22 protein-coding genes are annotated in these 18,504 nt (G+C 41.1%); 3 read left to right on the forward strand and 19 right to left on the reverse strand.

Annotated elements, in window-relative coordinates; genetic code table 11:
• Positions 1-18: 18 nt before the first annotated feature.
• Genes gshB through BUC10_RS03655 form a run of 3 tightly spaced genes read left to right on the forward strand, consistent with a single transcriptional unit; the run spans position 19 to position 3,039 of the window.
• Positions 19-1,050, forward strand: a complete 1,032-nt coding sequence (gshB, locus tag BUC10_RS03645) for a glutathione synthase (RefSeq protein WP_073176523.1) — start codon at positions 19-21, stop codon at positions 1,048-1,050.
• Entirely contained in the window at positions 1,043-1,870 is an 828-nt protein-coding gene (locus tag BUC10_RS03650) for an N-formylglutamate amidohydrolase (protein WP_073176524.1), read from the forward strand. The genes gshB and BUC10_RS03650 overlap by 8 nt, the downstream gene beginning before the upstream one ends.
• The gene (locus BUC10_RS03655; protein ID WP_073176525.1) at positions 1,867-3,039 is read left to right on the forward strand and encodes a flavohemoglobin expression-modulating QEGLA motif protein; all 1,173 of its coding nucleotides are present in this window, start codon (positions 1,867-1,869) and stop codon (positions 3,037-3,039) included. Before BUC10_RS03650 ends, BUC10_RS03655 begins: the two co-directional genes overlap by 4 nt.
• 19 nt (positions 3,040-3,058) lie before the next feature.
• On the opposite strand, the gene BUC10_RS03660 is transcribed toward BUC10_RS03655, so the two are convergent.
• The 19 genes from BUC10_RS03660 to BUC10_RS03750 all read right to left on the reverse strand — a co-directional run bounded on the left by BUC10_RS03660 (position 3,059) and on the right by BUC10_RS03750 (position 18,475).
• Positions 3,059-3,466 (reverse strand): thiol-disulfide oxidoreductase DCC family protein, encoded by a 408-nt coding sequence (locus tag BUC10_RS03660; RefSeq protein ID WP_073176526.1) that lies wholly within the window; start codon positions 3,464-3,466, stop codon positions 3,059-3,061.
• Positions 3,467-3,518: 52 nt separating this feature from the next.
• A complete protein-coding gene (locus tag BUC10_RS03665; protein ID WP_073176527.1) occupies positions 3,519-4,364 on the reverse strand; it encodes an ABC transporter six-transmembrane domain-containing protein in 846 nt (281 codons plus the stop codon).
• A complete protein-coding gene (locus BUC10_RS03670; RefSeq protein ID WP_084732521.1) occupies positions 4,354-5,232 on the reverse strand; it encodes a sterol desaturase family protein in 879 nt (292 codons plus the stop codon). The genes BUC10_RS03665 and BUC10_RS03670 overlap by 11 nt, the downstream gene beginning before the upstream one ends.
• Before the next feature lie 68 nt (positions 5,233-5,300).
• Positions 5,301-5,861 carry a Crp/Fnr family transcriptional regulator gene (locus BUC10_RS03675; protein ID WP_073176528.1) on the reverse strand — a complete coding sequence of 187 codons (561 nt, stop codon included), beginning with the start codon at positions 5,859-5,861 and terminating at the stop codon, positions 5,301-5,303.
• A 101-nt stretch (positions 5,862-5,962) separates the two neighbouring features.
• Positions 5,963-7,201 (reverse strand): amidohydrolase family protein, encoded by a 1,239-nt coding sequence (locus BUC10_RS03680; RefSeq protein ID WP_073176529.1) that lies wholly within the window; start codon positions 7,199-7,201, stop codon positions 5,963-5,965.
• 86 nt (positions 7,202-7,287) lie between these two features.
• A complete protein-coding gene (locus tag BUC10_RS03685) occupies positions 7,288-7,491 on the reverse strand; it encodes a DUF4345 family protein (protein ID WP_313785461.1) in 204 nt (67 codons plus the stop codon).
• Positions 7,488-8,357 carry a nuclear transport factor 2 family protein gene (locus tag BUC10_RS03690; protein ID WP_073176530.1) on the reverse strand — a complete coding sequence of 290 codons (870 nt, stop codon included), beginning with the start codon at positions 8,355-8,357 and terminating at the stop codon, positions 7,488-7,490. Before BUC10_RS03690 ends, BUC10_RS03685 begins: the two co-directional genes overlap by 4 nt.
• A gap of 111 nt (positions 8,358-8,468) precedes the next feature.
• Positions 8,469-9,317, reverse strand: coding sequence for a DUF5694 domain-containing protein (locus BUC10_RS03695; protein ID WP_116465736.1), 849 nt, complete (start codon positions 9,315-9,317; stop codon positions 8,469-8,471).
• Positions 9,318-9,350: 33 nt separating this feature from the next.
• Positions 9,351-10,406, reverse strand: a complete 1,056-nt coding sequence (locus BUC10_RS03700) for a succinylglutamate desuccinylase/aspartoacylase family protein (RefSeq protein WP_073176531.1) — start codon at positions 10,404-10,406, stop codon at positions 9,351-9,353.
• Positions 10,407-10,470: 64 nt separating this feature from the next.
• The gene (rsgA, locus tag BUC10_RS03705) at positions 10,471-11,535 is read right to left on the reverse strand and encodes a ribosome small subunit-dependent GTPase A (protein ID WP_073176532.1); all 1,065 of its coding nucleotides are present in this window, start codon (positions 11,533-11,535) and stop codon (positions 10,471-10,473) included.
• 248 nt (positions 11,536-11,783) lie between these two features.
• A complete protein-coding gene (locus BUC10_RS03710; protein WP_073176533.1) occupies positions 11,784-12,152 on the reverse strand; it encodes a hypothetical protein in 369 nt (122 codons plus the stop codon).
• Between the two features lie 69 nt (positions 12,153-12,221).
• On the reverse strand, positions 12,222-12,905 hold the full coding sequence (locus BUC10_RS03715; RefSeq protein WP_073176534.1) for a hypothetical protein: 684 nt from the start codon (positions 12,903-12,905) through the stop codon (positions 12,222-12,224).
• A gap of 29 nt (positions 12,906-12,934) precedes the next feature.
• Positions 12,935-14,314 (reverse strand): S41 family peptidase, encoded by a 1,380-nt coding sequence (locus BUC10_RS03720; RefSeq protein ID WP_073176535.1) that lies wholly within the window; start codon positions 14,312-14,314, stop codon positions 12,935-12,937.
• Between the two features lie 146 nt (positions 14,315-14,460).
• The gene (locus BUC10_RS03725; protein WP_073176536.1) at positions 14,461-15,351 is read right to left on the reverse strand and encodes a TolB family protein; all 891 of its coding nucleotides are present in this window, start codon (positions 15,349-15,351) and stop codon (positions 14,461-14,463) included.
• A 39-nt stretch (positions 15,352-15,390) separates the two neighbouring features.
• Positions 15,391-15,963: a hypothetical protein gene (locus tag BUC10_RS03730; protein ID WP_073176537.1), complete on the reverse strand. Its 573-nt coding sequence runs from the start codon at positions 15,961-15,963 to the stop codon at positions 15,391-15,393.
• A 131-nt stretch (positions 15,964-16,094) separates the two neighbouring features.
• Positions 16,095-16,475 (reverse strand): DUF1428 domain-containing protein, encoded by a 381-nt coding sequence (locus BUC10_RS03735; RefSeq protein WP_073176538.1) that lies wholly within the window; start codon positions 16,473-16,475, stop codon positions 16,095-16,097.
• 118 nt (positions 16,476-16,593) lie between these two features.
• Positions 16,594-17,379, reverse strand: coding sequence for an alpha/beta hydrolase (locus tag BUC10_RS03740; protein WP_073176539.1), 786 nt, complete (start codon positions 17,377-17,379; stop codon positions 16,594-16,596).
• A gap of 94 nt (positions 17,380-17,473) precedes the next feature.
• Positions 17,474-18,241 carry a hypothetical protein gene (locus BUC10_RS03745; RefSeq protein WP_073176540.1) on the reverse strand — a complete coding sequence of 256 codons (768 nt, stop codon included), beginning with the start codon at positions 18,239-18,241 and terminating at the stop codon, positions 17,474-17,476.
• 54 nt (positions 18,242-18,295) lie between these two features.
• Positions 18,296-18,475, reverse strand: a complete 180-nt coding sequence (locus BUC10_RS03750; protein ID WP_073176541.1) for a hypothetical protein — start codon at positions 18,473-18,475, stop codon at positions 18,296-18,298.
• Positions 18,476-18,504 lie beyond the last annotated feature (29 nt).

The following is an 18,504-nucleotide window of genomic DNA, read 5'->3' on the forward strand; positions in this document are numbered from 1 at the left end:
ACCCTTAAAAAGAACGTTATGAATATTTGTTTTTTAATGTATCCATGGGATGAGATACAACCGGAAAATGACACCAGTTTGGCACTTATTCATGAATGTGTAAAACGTGGACATGGAGTGGCACTATGCACTCCCGCAAACCTGACTATTAGAAATAGTGTTACCAGTGCTTTTTGTACCGTTATCAACAGGATGGAAAAAGTGTCCAGTAGCTTAAAAACCTTTTACAAACAGGCTTCTATACGTGAAGAAATGCTTCCCTTGGCAGGATTTGACGTGATATTCATGCGAGCCAATCCTCCACTGGATCCACTGATGCTCAATTTTTTGGATTCGGTTAAGGATGACGTTTTTATCATGAACTCTTTACAAGGCCTTCGTGAAGCTAACAATAAGCTGTATACTGCTGCTTTTGGGGATAGCCATAGCAATATCATCCCAGCAACGCATGTTTCCAAGAACAAAAGATATTTGGTTCAACAAATTAAGGAATCTACAGCGGACAAGATGATTCTGAAGCCCTTGAATGGTTTTGGTGGTTCTGGTGTCATCCTAATTGAAAAATCCGCCATGTCCAACATCAAATCCCTTTTGGATTTTTACGTGACCAATTCAGATGGTAGCTCCAACTATGTAATTCTTCAGGAGTATATTGAAGGTGCGGACCAGGGTGATGTGCGAATCTTAATTTTGAACGGGGAACCCATTGGTGCCATGAGGCGTGTTCCTGGTTCAGATGATCATCGTTCCAACGTTTCGGCAGGGGGGTCCGTTGCCAAACATTCCCTCACCAAAGAAGAAAAGGCCCTTTGCAAGCAAATAGGCCCCAAGTTGGTTAATGACGGTTTGTATTTTGTAGGTATTGATGTGATAGGTGGGAAATTGGTGGAAGTGAACGTCATGTCTCCAGGGGGAATAACCTATATGAACAAAGTCTACAAAACCAAGATTCAATGCAAGGTCATTGATTTTGTGGAGAGTAAGGTGATTGATAAACTTCAGGCTTTTGATAGAAGGTCCAGATTGCGGAGCGAAGTAGAGAATGCGTAAACTTTCCATAGAAAATATCATTGCCTTGATAGGGGAAGGTGCGTGCTTTGAAGCCGTTTCCAAAGATTACTCCTTTACTGTGAAAATTGATACATATGTGCCTTTTGTTTGTGGGGCAGTTCATGATGGACATCAATTTCGGAAATCCCTTTGGGACAATTGCCTGCATACCGAGTATGAGCGGTGGTATGAAGAAGATCCTTGTACCAAACAGATGGTCCAAGGTTTTCCGATTGTAATCGCCGGTTGTGACAGCCGCTTTGAATACGATCTTAACCGTCCCCCAGATACGGCTATTTTTGATACGGCCTGGGGAAAGCAACTCTGGAAGAAACCTTTGGTTGAGGAGGAAAAAGAACATAGTCTAGCCAAACACGCCAATTTTTACAAGGTGGTAAACGCATTGATACATAAACTTGAGACCGATTTCCGAGATGTAATTGTATTCGATATGCACAGTTATAATTGGAAACGCTGGGACCGGGAGGTGCCGGTTTGGAATTTGGGCACATCAAATATTGATAATGAACGGTATGGGGCATTAGTGGAAAGCTGGAGATCAAAATTGGAATGCATAGCGCTTCCAAATGGGATAAAAACCACTTCCAAAGTCAATGACACCTTCCAGGGGAACGGACATTTTTTGAAATACATCACAAAGAATTTTAATAACACTTTGGTTTTGGCCACGGAAATTTCCAAAGTATATTGCGACGAACTTACGGGAGTCATATTTCCCGAGGTAGTACAAGCTGTTGAACAGCAGCTGAAAACCTTGATTCCGGAAATGGTGAAAGAATTTGAAGCAGCAAACAAATGATCGGAGCCCAAGAAACAAAAGAATTACAGCAAGAATACGGTCACCTTTTTGAGATTGATGCCAACTTGGACCGTTTGGTGCGTCGCATTGAACTGTTGGGCTACATCAACCCTTTGAACATCGAAAAGGAAAAGCAGCGGTTTTATGCTTCTAAGTTCACCGCTGAGCCCAATTTTAAGTATCCCAAGCTCAAGTTTGATCCATACAAACTGCATCGGCTATTTTTTTCCCAGCGTTTGGAGCGTATCCAAGATGATCAAATCCGTCAATTATACCAGCGGGTCATCTATCATTATTCCAATATGATCCAGTGCATTGAAACCATTGGAAAACAAAAGAACTTCTACTACAATTCCTTAAGAGTTTATGGAACACCTACTGAGCGGGACGTTCAAAATGCGAGATATATTCTTCATTTTGAGGATGAGCCACTTTCTTCAGATATGGAAAAAGTGTTTTCCCCAGAGGAAGCGCGGGCCTATTTTGAGGATTTTTCCCAGCGGTATAGTTTCCCGCTGAACATCAAATATTCTACTCATATCGCTGCCGAGGCGATGGTAAGTAACAGCTCCCAGTCGCTGTTGATCCGCAGGAACATTAAGTTCAGTAAAAACCAATTGCTTACGCTTGCCAACCATGAGATTGGAATCCATTTGGTCACCACTTTCAACGGCCTATTGCAACCGCTAAAGATTTTTTCCAATGGTTTGCCGAAGAATGTGGAAACCCAGGAAGGTCTGGCCGTTTTTAGTGAATACATGGGAGGGGCACTGACTTTAAAACGGTTGAAGGAACTTTCGTATCGCGTGTTGGCGGCGGATAGTTTAATCAAGGGGTATTCCTTTGCAGATACCTTTGATTTGATCCACGGGCAATACAAATTAAACAAAGACGAAGCCTTTGCCATTACCCTACGGGCGCACAGGGGAGGTGGATTTACCAAAGACCGTTTGTACCTAAGTGGGCTTCGTAAAATCTATAAGCGGTACCAAAAAGAGGAAAGTTTGGATGTGCTCTTATCTGGAAAAGTCGCTTTGGAAGACGAAGAAATTATACGCTATCTCCGCAGTCTTGGACTTGCCCAGCCCATTACGCACCAAAGCCTTTCTTTCTCGCAAAAGTTGAATACTAACAAGACCTTGGATTTTATCCTGAACAACCTCAAATAGGTAGGATTGATTTTTAGGGTCACCCTAAAAACTTGGCTTGCAATTCTGGGGTAGGAATCATACAGGAATCCTTGCGTCCAAACCATTTGTAGCGATTTTTGGCTACTAGGTCATAAATAGCGTTACGGAAGGTTCTGGGAATCCATGTGAAGATTGTAAGGGCCTTCCAAAGCCCCCCAAACTGCTGACCAATCCGTAAAGCTGCATCAGACTTTACAAAGTACGCTACCCCTGGTTCTATGAGAATAAAGGAATCCACCTTGGTTGTGTCTATTCCCCGTTCTGACACTAAACGCAAACCTGTGTCACTTTGAAGAGCCGCATAGCGAAAGCTATCCTTTTTATCCCGTTTAATGATAAATTGGATTGCTCCATTGCAGAGGTTACAAACCCCATCGAACAAGATGATTTTTTTACCTTCTTCCACAGTACAAAGATAAGGCGCAAAAGGATGAAACCCTAAGGGACATGATTCTGGACTAACTACCGTTATGCCCCCCCTGTCTTAACCGGGCTAAAATCTCATGAAGCCGTAACCAATTTTGGTAAAACACAGGAAGCTGTAAAACACTTTCGATGTATTGGAACACATACATTACCAATGCGAAGAGGGCTCCGTAGGTATCAATTCCGTCCCCTACACCAACAATAATGGAAAGAACTAAAAAAGCTAAGGCAACAATCCAGGATAGGGAGAAGTTCAGTGCCTCCAAATCGGATAGTTTGATGTTCCAGCGCATCATTCTCTTTAGATGCTCTCCCAGTTTAACGGTATTCTTTTGCGAGATTACTTCTACTTGCCGTTCGAGTTCATCGTTGGCCTGTTCATTGAAGAATATGGTCTTTTTACTGCTCAACGCATAGATGACCACCACCATCCCGGTTACTAGCACACCTCCCCAAAAGACTTTTTGATTCAACAAGAGGAGAATACACATCACACCCACTAATCCAATAAGGGTATTGATCAGTTCTGGCAGGGTATTTTCCAAGAATTCCACAAGCTCAGCGAGCATGTGAAGTCGCGCCGTTTTAACCGAAACTTTTTCACCCTGAATCTGTACCATGGCCGTGACGCCAGCTTCCCTGTAGACCTCCGCATAAAATCGGGAATCAAACACTCGTCTTACAACGCCTACAACAAGTAACAATATTCCCAGAAAGCCTAAATTAAATGCTCCTTTGAAATGGCCACTTAGCACATCGTCAATGGCATTTCCTATGAACCATGGGAACAAAAGCAGGAGGGCCGCTTCCCCTAAAATGCATATGTAGGTCAAGGTAAAACGCCATTTGTATTGATAGAACAGTTTTCTAGGACTCATTGGGATTGGAATCTAGGTCTCTTTTTGGTTTCCAATCGGGTCCATTGACCAAATATCCCCAGACTTCTTTTAGATTTTGGGCGTCTTTTACATCCTTATAAATATTGATGTATTCATGTAGGTGCACCTTAATGGGATTTATAGTATTTATTTGCTTGGTCAGACCATAATTGGGGGTATGCTTTTCTTCCTGATATGTTCCAAACATCCTGTCCCAAATACTAAGCAAGGCTCCAAAATTTTTGTCCAGATAAATTGAATCTGAACCATGATGTACACGGTGTTGCGAGGGCGTCATGAAGATTTTTTCGAACCAACCCAGTTTGCCAATGATTTCCGTATGTAACCAGAACTGATACGACAACACCAAAAGGAAGACTAGCAATACGATATACGGATTAAAACCCAGAACAATGGCAGGTAGATAAAACACCCATGTAATTAGATTGTCTATAAACGAGACCCGGAGGGCTGTGGTGTAGTTATAAATTGGAGAACTATGGTGAATGCTGTGATACGACCATAAAATGCGGACTTTGTGCTCAATGACATGCTCCACATAATACAGGAAATCCACAAAAAGAAGGCATAACAAAGTGGTCCAAATGTTTACGGGAATTTCCCAGGGGACAAATTTGGCAACTACAATAAATGACCCAGCAAATATGAGCGTGCCAATTTTCTCAAAAAATTGGGCCACGATAAAGACTGAAAAGCTGGCCCACATTTCGCCCAAGCGCCATTTATTGATCTTCTTTTTGTAGAGTTCATAAAAGAATTCCACAATGGCCAAGGTCATAGAGAAGGCAAAGATGCCAAAAAGCACCCATTCTATGTTTTGCTCCATTTTAAGTACAATGTCTTCCATATATCAAATTATATGGGGCAAAATTCAAAAAGGAGGATGGTTATTTTTTTGACCTAAATCAAAAAAAGCTAGACTTGTCGTCTTACCCGGCTTAAGGTTTCCTGGCTGATATCAAGTAAAGAGGCCAAATAGCCCAGTTTTATTTCCCTGACCAACTTGGGACTGGTTTTCAGCAAGAACAGGTACTTTTCCTTAGCGGACATATGCATGAAAGTCTTGGATAGGTAGTCCATTTCAGCGATAACCTGCTGATAGTATTCATTCATGAACGCACGAAAGGGTTCATTTCGTTTGTATAGTTTTTTGTAGTCAGCTATGGAGATGGAGTATACGCTTGTGTCACCCAATACCTGTAAACTTTCAAAGCTCGGTTCCAAGGTGAAAAAGCTGTACCATGATGTAACAAAATCATCGTCTGTGTAAATCCAATGTGTCTTTTCCGTTCCGTTTTCCAAGCGATAGAAAGAGCGTACAAACCCCTTTTGTATAAAAAACAGTTGTTTGGTGTAGGCACCTTCTTTTAATAAAAGGTCCCCATTACTGAAATCCAATGCTTTAAAATAGCTGGCTATTTCAAGCTTATCCTTTTCTTTTAATCTACTATGTTGAGCGATGTACTGAACGGGCATGATTTTCGAGTAGCGTCTGCGGGACTAAATTTAATGAGAATAATGTAATGACCTTAATCATCAAAACATTGAACAGGCCCACTTTGCACAGATGGTCTCCTTTATTCCAAAATAACTCCTTGCTTTACTCTTAAGGTTATGGTTTGGTTTATGTTTTTGATATCCTCCAACGGATTTTGGTCCAACACCAAAAAACTGGCCTCAAAACCATCTTTCAAAAAACCAACTTTTCTATAGGGAAGGGTAGTGGTGGCCGAATTTTCACACCACATTTTAAGCAACTCCAGATTTGTGAACAGGTCTAAACTATGCAGCAGCTGGAATTCATCCACTGAATTATCGTTGTACATATCCGAGCCAATGGCCATGGTTACCCCTTCATTTTTTAGGATTTCCAAGTTGGAACGGACATTGCCCAACAAGGCCCCATAATTGGGTTTTTCCTTGTTTTTGGTTACCAAGGATGCCGTAGTAACCACAACAACTCCTTTTTGGAACGCTAGTTTGGCATCTTCCAAATCAATAGGCTTTCCGTTATGAATCTCTGGAAGATGAGCAATTTCATCCACTCCGGCCGCCACCGCCACATGAAAATCGTGGGCCGTGGCTACGTGTGCGCTTACCCGTAAATTGTGGTCATGGGCTTTCTTTACAATGTCAGGCACCAAACTTGGGTCCAAGCCTTTTTTGCCAAAATAGGCCGTATCATTTTTTCTGGTAAGGTATTCTTCGGAATAGAGGAGGTTGATTTTGATGAAATCGGGCTTAAATGACACAATTTCTTCCCATTTGTACTCCAAATCCTCCTTGGTATCAATAATATGGTAACCATGCGATTCAATTTCCTTTAAGGTGTTGAAGAGCCCGTCAAAGTGTCCGTACTCCAAAAAACGTTTTCTTAAGGCAATCGGATGGCCACCCGAACCGGTCAGGGGGGCATGGGCCATGTTAATATCAATTCCGGTAGGCTTATTATAATGGTGCATCAAAGGATCTATCCTTTTCTTTATGGAAGAAAGAAGTTTTACGTAGAATACGCCATTGTCCAGATAGGATTTGATACGTTCTTCCAGCTTATAGTCACTTTCTAGATTGTGGTTATGTGCTTCGGCAAATGGTGGGGTCACAAATTTGCCACCTAGGTCTATAATGGTATCGCTCTGAACCTCTCCCTCGAAAAACCGCAGAACCCCGTCTTTAACCCAAACGGTCCGATCTTCAAAGGAAGTGCCATTAAACCATTGCCCACGGGTAAATTCGATTTGGGCGTGATTTACGACATTTGTTTTGCAGGAAGCTAGAAGTGTAAAGGAAAAAAGTCCTAATAGGAGCTGTTTCATGACGGCTTGGTTTACCTAAAGACTAAGTTAGCAAAGGAATGTGACATCCTTGGATAAATACCAAATAGAACGGATGAATATTGGTTCTATGCCAGGTCGCTCAACAAAACAAGAAGATTAGCTACTCCCAAGGCAAGCTCAAATCCGATACCTTGAACAATTTGTTTGTTCGGTTTACCATCGGTCACGATACTTCTTAGTCTGCCCAGAGCAAATCCAAGAAAAACTAAGGCGGCCATAACAAACGAAGTAAACCTAAAACTGGTTACAAAGATTCCTGTTAAGGTCAGTCAAGGAAGTGTCCCGAAGAACTCCGCTCACTGGTAATTTTCCAAACTCCATTTATTTTAAAAAGGGTGAAGAAGCTTGTACTATTGGTAGAGGGAAAATCCACTCGTGCAACCGCCAAATTATCATGATACAGCTCTATGGCGAACAATTGGTTGAAATCAATCTGATGCTGTTGGCCGGGTATTGTTTTTAAGAACTCAGTTTTAGATATGGTTTTGAGCTGCCCTTTTGGGTTTAAGTATTTTTTGTCCCAACCGATATGGAGCATTCCAGAGACCTTTTCCACATTATAGGTTGACAAAGCCTCAAAATAGGAGTGGAGCAAGGACTCTGTTGCCGTATAGGCCAGGGAACGATGCACTGTTTGAGAGCCTTCCCTAACATCAGCCCATACCTTATCCATGAGGGTCCATTTCCCATTTAACTTAAATAAAACGAAACTTGTGGCACTTCTACTAGGCGCTTTGTTGACGCGGACAAAGGCCAAGTTACCATTGGCCAAACCCACTGTGGCAAACACCCTATCACTGGCATAGCCAGGGTAGGGGCCATGGTCTTGCACTCTTTTTATAAACTTTGACTTGTTTTCAATATTGAGGGTGGCGGTATTGGGTGTATCGGTATCCCTCATAAACCAGGTTTCGTGAAAAACTTCATCTAGAAGGTCGGGTTGTGCCATTTCCACACCTTGGTAGTACTTACCCATGACCGAATAGATTTCAGCATAATCCTCGGTGTTTTGCACCACATTATCGGGATGGAAAATGAATTTGGGGTTTAGTGTTTCGGGTACTTTGTCCTGTGCATGCAAGGGCACAAATAAAACCAAGCAAAGACTTAACACAAACATTCCATTCCAAGGCATAACTTATTGATTTAAGCTTCAAGTTACTTAAAACCAGTAAGAAAGATTTGAAGTATGGAAAAAAAGCCGCCTCGCAAATTTAAAATGCCCGATGAATAGTTTTGGGTGTTCCTATTTCAAGTAATCAAAGGTATCCACCACCTCGTATTTCAAACTTCTTTTCAGAAATCCGTTTAAAAAGGCGGTGTGACTTCCACCTGATAAAATAAAAACCCGATCAGAAGAATCCAGTGGTATCCTGTTTAGGTTGGCATAGATTCTAAGATTCCTTTGATAGTATTTTGCGGCTTCATCGGCTCCTTCAAAACCATTTTCAGTTCCCACATGGGTAAGAATATCAGCATTTGCCGTAATCAGGAAATCCAAAAATCTCGGATGATTCATTCTTTTGAGTTTTTCCACTAGGGGAATTTCTTCTTCCAATGGGTTGATGTCCTGTACAGATGCTAAAGGGTTGGCCTGAAACTTATTGTAGGTTATGGAATCCAAAAGATTGATCAATTCACTATTGATGCGGTAGTTGTATTCCATTTTATGGTCAATCCCGTGGAGAAGGGCAATGTTGTTCCTCCTACCCACTTCGAAGGCCACAAGGCCAACCTCACCATAGTAGGTAGATGCCTTTTCAGGAGTATTAAGATACGCTCTGTAGTTTTCATTAAGCTCATCATTCTTACTGGGAGGGACTTCCACGCAGATTACGGTAGGTTCAAATGCCGAAATTAACTCTGCAATAGCCTTGGCATCCTGCTGGTTTTTTTGGTTTTCCTCATCAAACTCCACGGTATTTGCATCCGAAGAGGCACCCATATGAAAGGTGGCAAAATTTAGTACTTGTATTTTATCCTCTGATGGGATTGATTTTTGATTTGCTAATGGGGTCTCTTTCGTGGTTTTCTTTGGAGAAGATGTACATGACAAGGCCAGTCCTGTGAACAGGAGAATTGAAAATCGTAGCATAAGGATTGTTTTTTGTGATGAATTATGATATTACTAATTGGTTTTTAAAACTTTAGAACTAATGCACATTACTGTATCGTCTATATTAATAGGAGGGGTGGCTAGTTTGTACAAAATAACACCGGATTTTGGCGCTTTGTATTCTTCTAGAACTTTTCCAAATACATTTGTGGTATGTCCCACGACATCGCCCTTTTCCACCGTATCACCGGCCTTGAATTCACTATAGAAAATACCATTCACATTGGAATCGATATAGACCTGCTGATGCAGGGAAACAAAATCTTGCTGAGAAGACTCTTTGCCCATACCATACATTTTCATTTCCCTGAGCATATTATAGACCCCTTTTTTTATAAGTTCCACGGCCTCTTGCTGCACATTTCCTAGTTTCCCACATTCTATGCTCAAAGCCGTTTTACCATCCTGAACGGCCTGCTTAAAGGTGTATTTCGCAGGTTCTTCGTCAGTAATGGTATAGGGATAGGAAACCACATAGTTAAAACCACTTGTTTCGGAAAGCCGCTGTGCCAAAGCAGTTTGCTCTGGTTTTTTGACATTGTTGTAATAGCAAACAAATGGAATAAGATCCTCACAGGCGTCGCCTCCATGAATATCCAAAAAGACATCGCTTACAGGAATGATTTGCTCTGTAATATAGTGTGCCAATTTATAGGTGATACTTCCATCCGACTTTCCGGGAAAAGCATTGTTTAAGTTGGCTTTATCCTGAGGATTGATGAATGGGGTACGGGTAAAAAAGGAGGCAGTGTTCGCTATGGGGACCACTATTAAGGTCCCCTTAAGTTCCTGAAGGTCAATTTCCCTTAACAGCTCCTGTACAGCCATGATGGGGGGATATTCATAGCCATGAACCCCGGCCACCATGGTGAAAACAGGACCTTCCGAAGCACCTTTTAAGACAGAGACCGGCAAATATCCCGAGTTCCCAAGAGAATCTTCAAAATCTATCTGTATATCTTTTCTAAAAGGCCGTTCGAAATCATTGAAAACAGATTCAAAATTCTGCTGTGAGCTTGCCAATTGGACCGAAATGAGTGAAAAAAATATTGATGCGATTTTCAACATTTTTAATTTAGGGTTTGAGTTTATAACCAACCTACAATATATAATCTTCCCATGGTCAGAATACTTATCGTTTTGACTTTTTTAGATTTTTAAAGTGTTTCACCATTTTTCCAAAGTCCTTATCCTTTTTACGCTTTTCAGCGATAGACGATTCAAAATGAGCTTTTTCTTTTTCCATCTTAAGGTAGTTCTCGTAAAGAGATTTATCCACAGTTCCCGATTCCACTGCCTCGATAATAGCGCAACCTAATTCAACAGTGTGGGTACAATCTTTGAATTTGCAATTTTCAGAAAAATTCAACAAGGTGTCAAAAGTCTTCTCCAACCCTTGGGCAGTATCAGTGATACCAACTTCCCGCATTCCCGGGTTGTCTATAAGAATCCCACCACCATCCAATAGTAAAAGCTCCCGATGGGTAGTGGTATGCTGACCGCGGTTGGATTGTTCGCTTATTGCCTTGGATTCCATTTTTTGTTTTTTGGAAAGGACGTTTACAAGACTTGACTTTCCCACCCCCGAGGACCCCAAAAGACAATAGGTTTTACCAGGCTCAATAAGCGACTTCAGCTCTTCCAAGCCTAGTTGTGTTTGAGCACTTACGCTTAGAAGCTGTACCGCTGGCATCCGGTTTTGAATGTGCCCCATCATCGCAGATAGTTGTACTTCGTTTACCAAATCAATCTTGTTGAGTACAATTATGGGTTCAATCTGTGAATTGTGGCATAGGGTAATATAACGTTCCAAACGGTTAAGGTTAAAATCTCGATCTACCGCTTGTACAATAAGGGCATAGTTAATGTTTGCAGCTATAATCTGTATGTCCCCCAACCGGCCTACGGCCTTCCTTGATAAGGTAGAGAACCGTGGTAGGATTTTATGAATGATGGCACTGTGTGCGTCATATACCATTAAGGTTACCCAGTCTCCAACCGCGGGAAAACTTGCCCGACTTGTTGCTGTGTACCTTAAGTTTCCAGTAATTTCAGCTTCGAATTCTCCTAGTTCGGTTTGGACGATATACCTTTCCTTATGCTCAGTGATAACTCTGCCGACAACAAGATCTTCTTGACCGGTTGCTAAGTTTAATTTTTCGATTTCGTTGTTATATCCTAAATCTTTTAATTTCATATTGAATGATTTGCTTTGTTGGTCAGCATGACCTATGATTTAAATCATAGGGTAGGGGCCATCCATCAAAATTGTTTGTAAAATGTAAAAAGGAGTTGTACTTCGGAAGGTTCCCGAAGTAGAAAGGTGATAGTCAATCTAGTAATCGACTATCTTATTTTACAATATCCAAATATGATATTATGGTAGAGGTCATAAACTCTTGTATAATGTAAAATTAGGGAATCCATTTTCCTTACGGAAATATTTTAGGTTGTTTTGATTCCGCCGACCGTGAACGCAAATGAGGAAAAGAATAGCAACACACTCGGGACAATGGCCCCCAAATACAGAGCTAAAATGGAATTGACAATGACGAGGATAGCAATAAGAAACAGTATTTTTTTGACTTCATGTTGCATCCCGAGAGTCAACAGACCAAAGATGGCAAGTCCCAATAATTGTAATGTTGGAAGAATAAACAGGATTGGAAAAATCTCCTTTAGAAACGGTTCAGCATTGGATTTCACCATAAGGTTGGTCACATACCCAATTCCACTTCCATGAAAAAGGGCTATCAGAATTAATAGTACAGAACCAATTATTGTAGATGGTTTTGTGATTTTTATCGGGGCCATGAAGCGAGTTTAGAAGCTACAGAATAGACGCTCTGATCCCAGAAAAGGTTGCCCTAGTAAATTTTAAAATTAAATTTGCCTGCTACCGCCTCCTATGGTAAACCGAATGGAAAGCCCCAGATAACTATTGGCGACTTTCCCTATTATTTGCCCATTCGGTATGCTGACCTCAGCTTTTGAAATGAAATTGTATTCCAGTCCTATTTTGGTTCTTCCAAATTCCATTCCCCCTCTGGCCAAAACTCCGAATTGATTGTTTGTGCTTCCTTCAGAGACGTCTTCGGAAGGGTTTGCAATATCGATGGTAGAGATTACATAGTAACCAAACCCAACGCCCAAGTACGGCCGGTTATAGTTTTCGTTTAAATAGTAATTGTATGTGGGAACGAAGGACAGCACTGCATGATCGGTTTCTTCATCAAAATTAAACTGGGAGCTATTGTTATTTTCAAATCGATGGGAGTTTATGGCCACACCAAATCGTAAACCAATTACACTTCTTACCGAAATAGCTATGGTTGGTTCAATGTTGAAAAGAAAACCTAAATTCTCGGATTTTGTATTTAGCAGTATACCGGGTTCTAGATTCAGTTTTACATTGCTGTCACCCTGGGCGTTACCTTGGAAAAAGCAACATAACCAAACCAAGTAAATCAGTTTACATGTAAACGTTCTGGTTCCTTTAATGAAAAATCGAAGCTGAAAAAAGCAAGATGACATGAAGTTTCCGATATCCTTGTAAAGAACGTCCATGGCCTTCAATTGTTGTCGAAACCAAGGTTTTAATTGTGATTTAATCGGTCCAATAATCCTTCCAATATCTCATCCTTTTCATCCAATAAATGATCTTGGATTTCGATATCAGGGATTACACCCTCACTTTTGGTACTCCCATTGACCCTGACTATCCGCCCTTTTGATACTTTGACCGGAATTCCCGTATTTGGAAGTGCGTACTGAAATTGGGAGGCATACAAGGAGGGATAATCACCCGTTTCCTCCCCTACAATGGTTCCGAAGTTGTAATCTTGGATTTGGGCCGCGGTGACGGCAGATTGGGAGTGAGATTGCCTATTTACCAAAACATAGACCTTTCCATGAAATCGCTTTTCCTTTTCCTGGGGCTGGTATGCATCAAAAGCGTAATCGTATACTTCCCCATTATCATGTCTCAATATTTCTTTAAAAAAGATTTGCGTGGTGTCATTGTTCTTTCGCGTATGTTCCTTCAGGAATTGACTGGTCTTGAGGGTGAAACTGGAATTCCATTTAAAGGGCTTGTCCGCTAAGTAGGACACCAAATAATCGCTAAAGGAATCATTGCCTCCTCCATTGTTACGTAGATCCACAATAAGGTTCTTGCTTTGGTTTTTCTTGATTTCCACAAAAGATGAATCTATAAAGCGCTGATACCTGGCTTCATCACCCGAGAAATTACCAGGGTTTAGGTAGGCAGCCGTGTCATCAATTCTTAGGGTCATTGTGGCGTTCAATACCTCGTTGCGTTTCATTTCATAGCCTTCTATGAGATTTATGGCATTGAGAATGATTTTATGGGAGGTGCCATTTAACACAAGGTCGACTTCAAACGTGTCCTGTTCCCCAAATATCTGCCAGTAATACCTTGGGAAGGAATACATCTCGATTTTGGCATTTTTAAAATAGGTGCGTTCGGCAGAGACCTGTGGATAAATATTAGCCAAAATAGCCTGCATGGTTTCACCATTGATATGTGTGATTTCCGTACCAACTTGAATTTCCTGATGGTCCGAAAAGTTTTTTCTTACCCAGCTTTTGCCGTTTTCAAAGGCGATTTCCAAAGGAAAAACCGTTCCCCCGCTGTGCGCGTAGGCTCCATACGAAGCGCCTGGAAAGTCTATTTCCGTATGGCCGTTGTTAACAGCCGAAATCACTTTTTGAAAAACATTGGTGGTTTCCAATAAACTCAAAGAATCCTTTGTGATGGAATTCCTAACCCTTTGATAGTTGGACCTAAAATCTATTGGGGTCACATAGGCATAGACGTCGTAATGGGCCTCTATTAATGACTCGTAGAGATAATCTAGATCCTGCAGGATTTCTTTTTGCCCAAATTGTTGCCCTTTTAGCTCTTGACGAAAGGACGCGCATACAATTAAAGTGAGAAAAATATACTTTTTCATGGATTGGTTTTGAGTGTTGACGAATATAGGAATGGAACGTTACAGGGAAAAGTAAAAATACACAGAATTGGAAAAGGAAAAGTGATCTGGCCTACGCGGAGATTAGATATTATAGGTACCTTATAGAAATGGGTGGTAACAACTCATCAAGGTCTTAGTTTTTGGAAAACTTTGGTGCTGATCCAATAAATGCCTCTATGGGGTTCCTTTGATTTTTTAAAAAAAAGAAACTCGCCATCTGGTGATAGGGTGGGGGAACCCGCTCCAGCTTCCGTATTTATTTCCTGACCCACACTGACTGCCTTTGTCCAAATATTTTCCCCAATCTGGAAGGAGATGTAAATCTGTTGAATGTTTCTGGTTTCTGGTCTTGATGTACAAAAAAGAATGTAACTTTCGTCCGGAGCGATGACCGAGTTGCTTTCTCCATATTTAGAGTTCACATTAGGACCTAGATTCGTAACATTCCAAAAGTTTCCATTTGTCCATTTGGCTCTATAAATGTCATCATTGCCATATCCACTTAATCGCGATGATCGAAAGAAAACATTTCCTTTTTTTGAAATACTCGGGTACACCTCTCCTTCGGTTGTATTGATGTTCGTTCCGGCATATATGGGTTTAGACCAACCCTCTTTAGTTTTTGTGCAATAATAAATGTCCAATCCTGCCGAATTGGGTTGTGGTCTTTCGGAAGCAAAGAAAATATGATTTCCGTCTGGCGAGAAATTGATATCCACATCAGAATATTTGCCTGAAAATGAAGCTGTTTTAGGGCCTACCCATTTGTCGTTTATACGCTTGAACGTTTTTATCTCATAGGTTGGGTCTGGTTCCTCCTCAGTGGCTTTGTAATACGAAAAAAATAGTTCCTTCCCATCTGGGGAAAAAGCTAGGTTAAAACTCCGTTTTTCCCCTTTTGGGTGTTCTACTAGCCTACCGCTATGGAACAACTCCGCCCTAAGGCCAGGAGGTTTTTGGCCCAAATAGTCAACACTGACTCCTTGTCCAATGGCCTGAAAAGCCGCAATCAACATGAGAATATTTAACAACGCCAACCTCTGCAATGTTTGCCCTTATTTTCGGTTTGTAAACAGCTCAATGGCCTTCAGATACTTCATGCCTCCGGCCTCCGTTTGGTCATAAATAAAGTTATTTAAATCTGGGTGGTTTTGCTCCATCCAGCTTAAGAACTCCTCACGGTTTTTTACAAATAGCGAATCATTAAATACCACATACTTTGTGGTTTCAATACTCTTGATTTTGTCCTCACTAAAACGGAGGACCTGATTGGTCACTATGGACCCTCCATGAAGAAATTGAATTCTGGTATCGTTTTTTGAAACCGTCGCTTTTACGATCTCATCCTCTTTTAGAATGGATAGCACTTCATAAGTGGGCTCAAACACGGCATCCCATTTTACCCACTCTTTATATTGGTCCAAAGTGAATACCTGTTCATAATCATACTCGGTTTCCCTTGTCAGAAGGCTGTCTGTGAGCAAGTTCGACATAACTATATGATTGGAAGCGTCAAGAGCTTTGTAGTATTGTTTTGTAATGTCCAATTGATCAATTTCCTTTTCGGAAGTTTTGCAGGAGACGCATGCAATCCCAATAAAAAAGGCAATGAGCAGGATTTTATGCATATAGGTAAGGTTTCGCAAGTTTTAATGACGCATTTAGCTGGCAATTTAAACTAATTTATACGAAGAGCTCTTGTTTTACAAACAGCATCTACTCCTTGGTAAGGCGAATACTCAGGAAAAGGTGAGGTCATCTATCCATTGGACCTTACCAAGGGTTTAAATCCCCCATAGACCATTCTGCTGGCATCAAAAATCAATTTTTCTGGATTTACCAGGGGTGCCACCAAGTCCGTCATCCTGGGGTCCAAAGGAACCTTGCTATTGGCCAGGTCGCGTACTGCTTTGGACGGGAAAACCACCCAACCAAAAACAATTTCCTCGTCTTCTTTGGCGGCTACAACTTCCATAAAGGACTTAGTACCTTCCAGCACCATATCATTGCCAAGGTATTCGAAGTACGCAATTGCACCATACGCTTTCCAAATCTGAGCTACCTTTTCAGCTACTTGCCTATATTCATCCAAATAAATCTTGGGAACAGGAAGAACAAAGCCATCGATATAGTTTGCCATAATATTTTTTTTTGATTTAATATTGATGTAATGGATTGTCCCGTTAGATTATATCTTCCGGGCGATGAATTCTCTTAAATTTAAGAAGAAAGGCCTAAATAATGCGACCGGTCCGGGCCTAAATCTTTTTGATAAAGGACAGCACAACCTTCCAGGTGTCATCAACCTGCGAACCTACTCGCTCTGCTACCAGCATGGAGGAACCATGGACGCCACTTTTGGGCACATAGGTTTGATGCCCATGTGTTTTTGCCAAATCAGACTGTGCTTTAGAGTTTTCGCGCTCCATTTCATGGGGAGGCCTAAGGAGCAGCAGGGGTATTTTGATGGTTTCAAAATATTTATTGGGAAGGCAATCTTTCACCGCATTACCGGATGCCGGTGAAAAGGCTAAGACGGCATTAATATCTTGCTGTCTGTTGTGGGCCAGATGTATGGCAAGTGCAGCGCTATAACTGCTCCCCCAAATAATTTTATCTCCCGTAAACCCTGCTTCCATAATAAAATCCAAAGCTGTCTCTAAATTGTTGTAGGCATCGCAATACCCATAACCGTCATCAAAACCGTTAGTGGGAATGTTGGCAAGGGTACGATTATAACTGCCATAAAATTGCCCACCCACGCGTTGATCGATAGCCAAAATATTGTAGCCTTCTTTTATAAGTTTTGGGATAATGGGTGCATATTCACCCCGGGCATTAGATCCTCCCTGATGAAAGAGCAGGATGGTTTTTCCTTGTCTGTCCAGTTCATAGAGATCTCCAAAGATTTGGATACTGTCTGGAGTATAAAAACTGATTTCCGAGCCCACGGATTTCTCCTTTTCAGGCTCTGTTTTTGGCTCTTTTTTGCACGCACATAGAATAAGTACAAATCCAATTAAGGCAATGGACAAGGTTCTCATGATCTGTGTTGTTTTGATGCTGTTATACAAGATACAACTAAACAAAACAAGGCGGAGATGTTTTAAGGGTATGGGTAAAAAAGATGGATGGTCTTCACTTTAATTTGTACCTGTCCTTGACAAAATCATACCAATTGTTGGAAAATTGTTCGTCGGTTAGGTTAAACACTTTTTTTAAATCTCCGTAGGAGGTGACAAGTTCAAGTAATTTGTCCCTTCCATACGCTTCTAGGATATATTCAATTACGGTATAACCGCAAGTGTATATCTTTTGTCCGTCGGAACGATTGTTTAGTTCTGAAATCTGTGGGTAATTTCCATTATCGAAATAGGCCAAAGTTTTTGGGGCATAAAATTGCCCTGCTTCATAAACACTTATCCCTTCCCAAAGCCACACTGGGAAGGTCAGGAATTTTTCATCGAACCGCACAGGGTCCAGCGGTTCGGGTTCCCTTTCTATGAGAAGTTTAAGAACTATGGTGTGAACAAATTCATGTACGGCTATTTTAGAAATCTCTGTATCCAACCAGGCATTTTCCATGAAATGGAGTTTGGATATTCCTTCGATATTTCCAGAAGCGTTCCAATACCCTGTAGCTTGGAAATATCTCCATCTTTGGGAATAAATATTTACTTCAATATTTTCTGAAGGTATAGTCTTTAGATTCTTGCCAATTCTTGAATAGCTACTTTCCAGGACTTCTGAAAGTCTAACAACGCTGGACTGGTCAATACTATGGCTATAGATAAAATGAAAATGAGTTGTTTTATGTTCTTTCTTCTTTTCTGGGACTTTTGCAAAAATTACAAGGGCGATGAAGAGCAATACAAAGGTTATAAAAAAATACTTCAACTTTTTCATGGCATTCGTTATTTTAAGTGCGCATTGCTCTTTTGCAATTACAAGGTACCTTTTTTAGAGGGATTTTTCCACCAACAAGGTAAAACCATTGGCCTCATGATAAAGACCGTACCTTTTGTCCATTTCAATCTGCTTGGACATGCCCCAAATGATAACCCCAAAAATCCCCACATAATTCATGGCAATTCCAATAAGGATTAGGATTACGAAGTAAGAAATGTACTTTTTCTTCATACAATACTAACTCCCAAATGCACCATATT

Origin of the sequence: Flagellimonas flava, from assembly GCF_900129665.1 — a bacterium.
Taxonomy (GTDB): Bacteria; Bacteroidota; Bacteroidia; order Flavobacteriales; family Flavobacteriaceae; genus Flagellimonas; species Flagellimonas flava.